The sequence below is a fragment of the Phenylobacterium sp. CCH9-H3 genome (assembly GCF_001557235.1).
Taxonomy (GTDB): domain Bacteria; phylum Pseudomonadota; class Alphaproteobacteria; order Caulobacterales; family Caulobacteraceae; genus Phenylobacterium.
Genome location: NZ_LSJI01000167.1, coordinates 1 through 1390 on the forward strand (window position 1 = coordinate 1; position 1390 = coordinate 1390).

The 1390-nt window shown below is 71.0% G+C and carries 1 protein-coding gene; it reads right to left on the reverse strand.

What is annotated here, in order from left to right:
- Window positions 1-224: 224 nt before the first annotated feature.
- Window positions 225-1145: a tetratricopeptide repeat protein gene (locus AX721_RS14705; protein ID WP_068876739.1), complete on the reverse strand. Its 921-nt coding sequence runs from the start codon at window positions 1143-1145 to the stop codon at window positions 225-227.
- Window positions 1146-1390 lie beyond the last annotated feature (245 nt).

Consider the following 1390-nt stretch of genomic DNA (forward strand, 5'->3'; position numbering starts at 1 on the left):
GCCAGCCGTCGAAGAGGGCGAACCCCTCGTTGTAGCGCCCGGCCCGCAACAGGGCGGCGCCACGAGCAGCCCCACGCGCAAGCGGGCTGTCCACCATGATCACCATCGGGGCCGTCTAACACGGCGGGCGCGAGGACGGGAGTGGAAGTTCGCGGATAAGCTGTGCCGTAGGCGTCGAAGCCCACAAGGGGGCTGGTCGCTGCAGCAAACGGGCCTTGGCGCCGTCAGACGGCGTTCTGGCGCGTGGCCGTCCGCGCAAGTTCGGTCCGGACCTCGTCCACGACACCGGTCCAATCGCCCGCGACGCGCTGGCGGAAGAGGCGCATCGACGGATACCAGGCCGAGGTCGACTCCGTGCGACCCCAGCGCCAGTCCGCGCTGGTGGGAAGCAAAAGCCATGTCGGGGCTCCGAGGGAGCCCGCCAGGTGGGCGACGGCCGTGTCGACGGTGATGACATGGTCCAATCCGGCGATGATCTCGGCGGTGTCCTGGAAGTCCCGAGCGCCGGTGGCCTCGGGCGAGAGGCTCAAGCCTAAGCCTTCCAGGGCGGCAACGGCCTCCGGGGACAGGTCGCGATGCGGATATCGACCGCTGCCGCGCAGCATGACGCCGCGGCCCCCGCCGCGACCCCGCGCCCTGACCCAAGGGTCGGTCGGAAGGGTGCTCACCAGTCCGGGCAGGGATCCGATCATGCACCAGGCGTCCCGCGTTGGGACGGACAGGTCTCCGTCCATCGCCAGAACCTCGGCCCCCAACGGCTGGTAGAGTCGGGCGAGGGCCTGCGGTGCGACCACGGTGACGCGGATCCCCCGCGCGAGGAGCGGTCGAATGTATCGGGCGAACATGATCTGGTCGCCGAAACCCTGCTCCGGCAAGACGAGCAGGCTGTCCACGGGCTCGCCGCGCCATTGCGCGAATGAGAGGGTCGGCGCGCGGGCGCCCGCCAGCCGCAAGCGGTCCTCGTACAGGGGCCATCCGGCCGCGTAATCGCCACGCGCGAGCAGCAGGATGGCCAGCGCGTAGCCGAGGACCGGGTGACCCGGATGGCGCTGCAGGCCTTGGCGAAGCGCCGTCTCCGCCCGCGCGTACTCGCCGTCCCGGGCGTGCGCCTTGGCCTGTTCGCCCCAGAAAGCCGGGCTGTTCATCACGCCGCACTCAGACCTGTTCTCACGCACGCGGGTTGCACACCGGTCATATACACGCGTCTCACCGCACGTCATCGGGCCCAAGCCACCGCCGCTCGGCGAGAGCATGGCCCCGCAACGGTCGCAGCGCCCCCGCATGATGTCCGGTCCTACGCATAGCTGCGCCGCCGCGTGATCCAGATCGTCGCCCGAGGTGCGCCGGCGCCGGGAGGGGGTGGGAGGACGGCGCTGGGGCGGCCCCGCAT

Coding starts and splice junctions, on each gene's coding strand:
- AX721_RS14705 (WP_068876739.1), bottom strand. CDS start 1,145: ATGAACAGCCCGGCTTTCTGGGGCGAACAGGCCAAGGCGCACGCCCGG.